Source organism: Streptomyces sp. NBC_01381 (assembly GCF_026340305.1).
Taxonomy (GTDB): domain Bacteria; phylum Actinomycetota; class Actinomycetes; order Streptomycetales; family Streptomycetaceae; genus Streptomyces.
In genome coordinates this window covers 93,644-99,643 of sequence record NZ_JAPEPI010000006.1, presented here as the reverse complement: position 1 = coordinate 99,643, position 6,000 = coordinate 93,644, and the positions used below count along the sequence as shown (strand labels likewise).

Genomic DNA, 6,000 nt, shown 5'->3' with positions numbered 1-6,000 from the left:
TATGCCCCGGCAAGCCGGACCATAGAGTACGAATTGCGTAAACGCAATTCGAATCCCCCCGCAAGCGGGGGAATGAATTCCGCAAGCGGAATTCTGAAAGAGCGTCAATTCGCGCAAGCGCGAATTGCGAGAGTCCCCGCAAGCGGGGCCTCTTTGGCTGGCTACAGGGGAGGGTGCATCACGTGCGGGCCTGTGTAGGTGCTGGGAATTCAGGTGCCACCCCTGTCACGAAGGTGACGGTCCGTCGGCCTGATGGAGCGTCACCTGTGCCGTAGTGACGGGCTCCGCTGCGCTCCACCCGCCCCCTTCCCTGCCCTCAAGCCTGCCCGCTCACGTTCACCAATACCCTGTCAGCTTGCACGTCAACCCGCTACCATGGAGCAAGAATCAGCCAAGTGTCAGCCTCTCGGGCGAACCTTCATCGAAGGTGATGCATCACAGTGTACCCCTGTGTAGAGTCTGGGACGAGACACCACACCCATCGCCCGAATGTGCCTTCCTGGCTTTCCATTCTGATTACGCAGCACTTTCCGCGAAAAGGAGATTTCCTGTGGTCATGAGGAAGAGCGATCTACGCGATAATCAAATCGAGACCGTGGACGCGATCATTCGCGGATTCGACATTCCGACCGGTGGCATTCCTGCGAACGGATTGCGCGGACAGGTGATCTCTGCGTGTGGCACTGGAAAGACCATCTCCGCTGCTTTCGCTGCTCGCCAGATGCTGCTCCGCCGGACGCTTTCCAACGGGCGGATTCTGGTGCTCGTTCCCACGCTGGATCTGCTCACGCAGACAGTGAAGGAGTGGCGCCGTGTTGGGCACACGGGGCCGGCGGTCGCAGTGTGCTCGCTCCAGGATGACCCGGAGCTGTGGAGCATGAAGGTGCGCTCCACCACCAATCCGGTGCAGCTGGCTCTGTGGCATGGCGAGGGGCCGGTCACGATCTATGCGACGTACGCGAGTTTGGGTGTGTTGGCGGAGGCTTTTGAGGGCGCGTACGGGCAGCAGCTGGCTCCGGTGGACTTGGCGGTGGTGGATGAGGCGCACCGTACTTCGGGGTCGATGGGTAAGGCCTGGGCGGGCATTCACGATCAGGCCGTCGTGCCGGCGTACCGGCGGTTGTATCTGACGGCGACGCCGCGGATCTGGGAGGAGCGGCTCGATCGGGAGGTTGCTGAGGGGGTGCGGGACCCTCTGCCGCGGGAGATGGCGGCTTCCATGGATGACGAGTCTGTGTTCGGGCCGGTGTTCTACAAGCTGACGCTCGCGTCTGCCGTGTCGCGTGGTCTGCTGGCCCGGTATCAGATCATCGTCTTGGAGCTCCAGGACCCGGTGGTGACGCCGGAGCGGCTGATGGGTGAGGAGCGGGGCAGTGAGGAGGTGCGCGGGCAGCGGCTCGGAGCCCTCCAGGCCGCGCTGCTGCACACCATGGCGCAGCACAGCCTGAGCACGTGCATCACCTTCCATCACCGGACGATCGAAGCTCAGGCGTACGCGGAGGGCCTGGAGCGGGTGGCGGCAAAGCTGCGCGCGGACCAGCCGGAGACGTACCCGTCGCGGATCTGGGCGAACTGGCTGTGCGGGGAGCACGACCCCGAGCACCGGCGGGATGTGCTGAGTGAGTTCGGCTCGACCGGGCGGCGTGCGGTCCTCTCGAACTGCAAGGTGTTGGGCGAGGGTGTCGACATCCGGGCCGTGGACTCGGTGGCGCTGCTCGACCCGAAGGGCGCGCCGCATGACATCGTGCAGGCCATTGGGCGCGCGCTGCGGCAAAAGCCAGGGCAAGGGAAATTGGCCTCCCTGATCGTGCCTGTATTTCTCCAGCCCGATGAGAAGCCCGAGGACATGTTCACTTCGGGCTCGTATCGGCCTTTGGTGAAAGTTCTTGAGGGGTTGCGGGCTCATGATGAAGAGGCCGTTGAGTTGCTGGCCATTCCTCAGGAGCCGCAGAAGGACTTCGCGCAACCGTCCATGGATATTGGTTCGGCACCGGAGGACGGCGAGGAAGAATCTCGTATGCTGCTGCGTTTTGCGGCTCCGCGGGATCCGGCGATGGTCGCTGAGTGGGTTTCGTTCAATGTGATCGACACGGAGCGGCAGGACTGGGCGCGCGGCTGGGCGCAGCTCAAGAAGTTCACGGAGCGCGAGGGTCACGCCAGGGTTCCGTACGGGCACAAAGAGGGCGCGTATCCGCTGGGGCAGTGGATCGCGGAGCAGCGGCGGGCGTACGGGGCCGCGCAGATCACGGGCAGGCGCGCGGCGCGGCTAGAGAAACTGGGCATGGTCTGGTCCCTGGCGGACGAACGCTTTCAGGAGAACCTGGAGGCCGCGAAGGCCTACTTCGAGGAGCACTGGACACTGTGCGCGCCCCGGTCCGCGACGATGCTCGATCGGCCGCTGGGGCAGTGGCTGTCCAATCTGCGCCGCGCGGGTGCCTTGGCCGAACGCCCCAAGTGGGAGGCCGCGTTGAACGAGGTGGATGAGGACTGGAATCCGGCGTGGTCGGCGGAGTGGCAGCGGCACTTCGCTGCGGTGCGCGAGATGCTCGTGGAGGAGTTGGAGGAGAGTGAGAGCAGGCTCGTCTCCGTGGAGCCGGGCGTCACCGTGCACGGCATGGACATCGGGAAGTGGCTTGAGCGGCAGCGACAGCACGATGTGTGGCACGGCCTGATGGACGGTCAGCGTGAGCGCCTGGAGCGACTCGGCATCCGCCCCTACCCGGCACCGCAGGAGGTCACCCCGGAGAAGCCCGCTAAGGGCGGCTCTGACGCCTTCGCGCGGGGTGTCGCGGCCCTAGAGCAGTACAGGGCCCGTACGGGCTCGCTGACCGTCCCCAGGGGGCACGTAGAGACGATCGTGGTCGAGGGCAAGGAGCACGAGGTGAAGCTGGGGGTGTTCCTGTCGAACAACAAGAGCCGCCGCACCAAGCTGACCCCGGACAAGCTCACTGCACTCGCCAACCTTGGATTGGAGTGGGCAGCATGAGTACCGAGCAGGATCAGCCGGCCCCCATCCTGGATGCGCAGGAAGTCCAGGAAGCGGCTCGACAGTGCACATGGGCCTGTACCGAGCCGGGCAACTGGCTACGTGCCGATGGTTCCGACGATGTGCTGGCCGCGGCGCTGAGCGCCGTGCGCGAGCATGAGCGGGAAGGCTACGTGCAGCGGCTGGAGGTGTTCGCCGAGCAGCACCGCGCGCGCCTGGAGGAACTGCTGCAGCGCTACGGGCCGGGAAGTAGGCCCGCTTCGCACGGCCGGTACATGTTGGTCGGTCAGCCCGAGAGTCTGATCGTCTGCGAACGCATGGAGAGTGCCCCGTTCCTCCTGCGCAGCAGGTGGGGGCTGGAGTACGTCCTGCTGGACGACCTTGAGTTCGCGTGGGGGCCACGCATTCGCACCAGTCGCTGACTCTCCCCACCCGGACTCCCCGCCACGTGCTCCCGTCCCTCGCGCCCCTGCCGCTCTCGGCAGGGGCGCTTTTGGCGTTCGCGCTCGCTCCAGTGCAGGCTTGCCGCATGATGAAAGTGCGGTATAGTTCTTTCGTCGGCAGGTCAGTGGCAGGCCCCGACGTCGAAGGCACTCCCTGCATTTGGAAGGACCCCGGACCATGCAGCTGATCACCTCCCCCGCAGACAACGCGATGCGCGGTCACGACCTGTCGTCCCCCGTCGTTGTGACGGATGAGCACCGTCGGGCGGTCGCCTACACCGTTCACCACGCTGCCTCTGACCGGTACAGCGTGATGACGCTGGACGGCCGTTGGGTGATCCCGGGGAAGGACGGCTACAAGTCGCGTGGCGCGGCCACGCGGTACGTCCGCACCAATGAGGCTGAGTTGGTTCCGGCCGTTCCGGTGGTAGAGCCTGCCCGGTGCACGAGGAGGGTCTCCCGCAGTTCGTACGGCCGGTCGAGCACCGTCACGTGCAACCGCGGTCTGCAGTTGGCCATGGGCGGCCACACCGAATGCTCTTCCTGCCACGTGTTCGTGTACGACCGCCCGGAAGGCTTCACCTCGGAGCTGGACCCGCAGCGGGGCTCTCACACGCTGTCTTGGGTGCGTGAGCGGGGGGACGTCGAGCGTCGGGTGTCCCTGCTGTCGGACGCTGCGGCCGGTCGCCCGGTCGACGCCGCAGAGGCGGAAGCGTCCGGCAACGCACTGGCCGAAGCGCGTGTGCAGTGCGCGGAGGCCGAGCGTGCGTCCGGCATCGTCAAGGAGTACTACGCGGAGGCCGCGAGTGATTCGGCGGACGCGCTTGCATGGGCGGACATCGCTGCGGCTGCTGAGACTCTGGCAGAGGTGCGGCACGCTGCGGCCATGGCGCGGCAGTTCGCCAACCACGCGGAGGTCGTGAAGCGCGCGGCCCACCCCTACCCGTCGCTCGCGCAGAAGGCTTCGGAGAGTGCGTACGTCTCCGCCAACGACGATGCGGTCATGCCCGAGCACGCCAAGGCTGCAGACAGTGCGTACTCCGATGCGAACAGCCACGCATCCGACTGTGATGAGCGCATGGGTGCGATCGAGGAGTACGCCCAGGAAGCGCAGGATGCCGCGCGCAAGACTGAAGAGTGCGCGGACGATCTGTGCCTGACGTGCGGTGGATTTGAGTGCGCGTGCCGTGCGATCACAGACGCCATCCTTGCTGGGGCCCCGGTTCCGATGACGGATGTTGAGGCGGCGGACGTAGCCCCGAAGGTGTTCGACTGCGACGGGCAGGGGTCGCTTGACGATGTTCCGGCCGAGCCTGCCCCGGCGGTCCGTCCGGCACGGGCGAAGCGCGCAGCGTCGGCCCCGGTGGTCGACGTCCGGTACTCCCTGGACGTCGACGCCGACACGGGTCTGTCGGGCCGTCCGGGATGGGCCCAGGGACGTACTGCGGAGCGCGCGGCAGTGCTGCGGGGGCACGTGACGGAAGCGGACGCGCGAGAGGCTGTACGGCGCTTCCCGCGCTGCGTACAGATCAACGGGCGCGGCACGGACAGTGAGAAGCGGCGCCCGAGTGCGGACATGCACTGCGCGGGAGTGACCCTGGACCTGGACGCCGCGCGCGGCGGACGTCCGGGCAGCGACAACGCGGACATGATCGCTGCCGGTCACGCGTTCCGGGGCACGCTGCCCGACGGCACCCCCGTGGCCGGAACGTGGGGTGCGGTCGGCCGCGCGTTCGCCGAGTGGATGATCGCCAACCGGCCGGAGTACGTGTGCGCTGCGGCGGAGTCGCAGGCCTACGGTGCGGCCGTCCTGCGGCAGCGTGAAGCGGTTGCGGCGGCGGACGCTGCCACGGGCGCCGTGATGCTCGGGAAGGCCCGGACGGAGGCTGCGCGGGCGCAGGTCGCGTACGACGCGATCCGGCCGCACATGAATGACCTGACCGATGAAGTCTGGGACGCGCTGTGGGCCGTGGCGCGCCGCGCGCGGGAAGCGGCGACGGAGGCCGAGCGCGCTTACCGCGCCCGGGGCTTTGAGTTCGGTGACACGGTGGCGCGGTACGCGGCAGCAGCAGCAAAGGCGGCGGCGGAGCTGTGGGAGTTCGCGCAGCGGGGTGGACTGAGGCTGCCGCGCGTGGCGCCGGTAGCGCCCCCGGTTGCTGGCGACGTTCAGGCGGACCCCGGAGCGGTCGACGCGTGGGAGTCGGAGGGTGGCGCCTGCCCCGGAGTTGAGGTGCCGCGCGCCCCGGAAGGTGGCCAGCCTGCCGCGCTGGCCGACACCACTCCGGCGCCGAGTGCTCCCGCCGGGTGCGCCCCCGCGACGGCGGAAGTCGTCGATTACCGGAGCGGCGGGGTGCTGCTCCGCACGAGGTGCGCGTGCGGCTTCGTGCACGGCGGGCATGTGCCGGTCACTGCCCGCGGTTGCGGGGACGCGCCCGCACGGGTCATGGCGGACGTGAGCGACTGGGACATCGAGGACGCGCTCACCACGGCGGGGGTTCGCGCGACCGCTGGCCGGCGCACGTGGCAGCGAGGAGTCCTGGTCTCCTCCCACCAGTCCGACGTCCGCGGGTT

Annotated in this window: 2 protein-coding genes; both read left to right on the top strand. The window is 67.8% G+C overall.

Annotation, left to right across the window (positions count from 1 at the left end; all coding sequences use genetic code 11):
• Nucleotides 1–556: 556 nt before the first annotated feature.
• The gene (locus OG453_RS44830; RefSeq protein ID WP_266874603.1) at nt 557–2,986 is read left to right on the top strand and encodes a DEAD/DEAH box helicase; all 2,430 of its coding nucleotides are present in this window, start codon (nt 557–559) and stop codon (nt 2,984–2,986) included.
• Entirely contained in the window at nt 2,983–3,408 is a 426-nt protein-coding gene (locus tag OG453_RS44825) for a hypothetical protein (RefSeq protein WP_266874602.1), read from the top strand. The genes OG453_RS44830 and OG453_RS44825 overlap by 4 nt, the downstream gene beginning before the upstream one ends.
• Nucleotides 3,409–6,000: the final 2,592 nt, after the last annotated feature.

Bases quoted from the DNA above. Each gene is read 5' to 3' on its own strand.
- OG453_RS44830 (WP_266874603.1), top strand. From the start codon at position 557: ATGAGGAAGAGCGATCTACGCGATAATCAAATCGAGACCGTGGACGCG.
- OG453_RS44825 (WP_266874602.1), top strand. From the start codon at position 2,983: ATGAGTACCGAGCAGGATCAGCCGGCCCCCATCCTGGATGCGCAGGAA.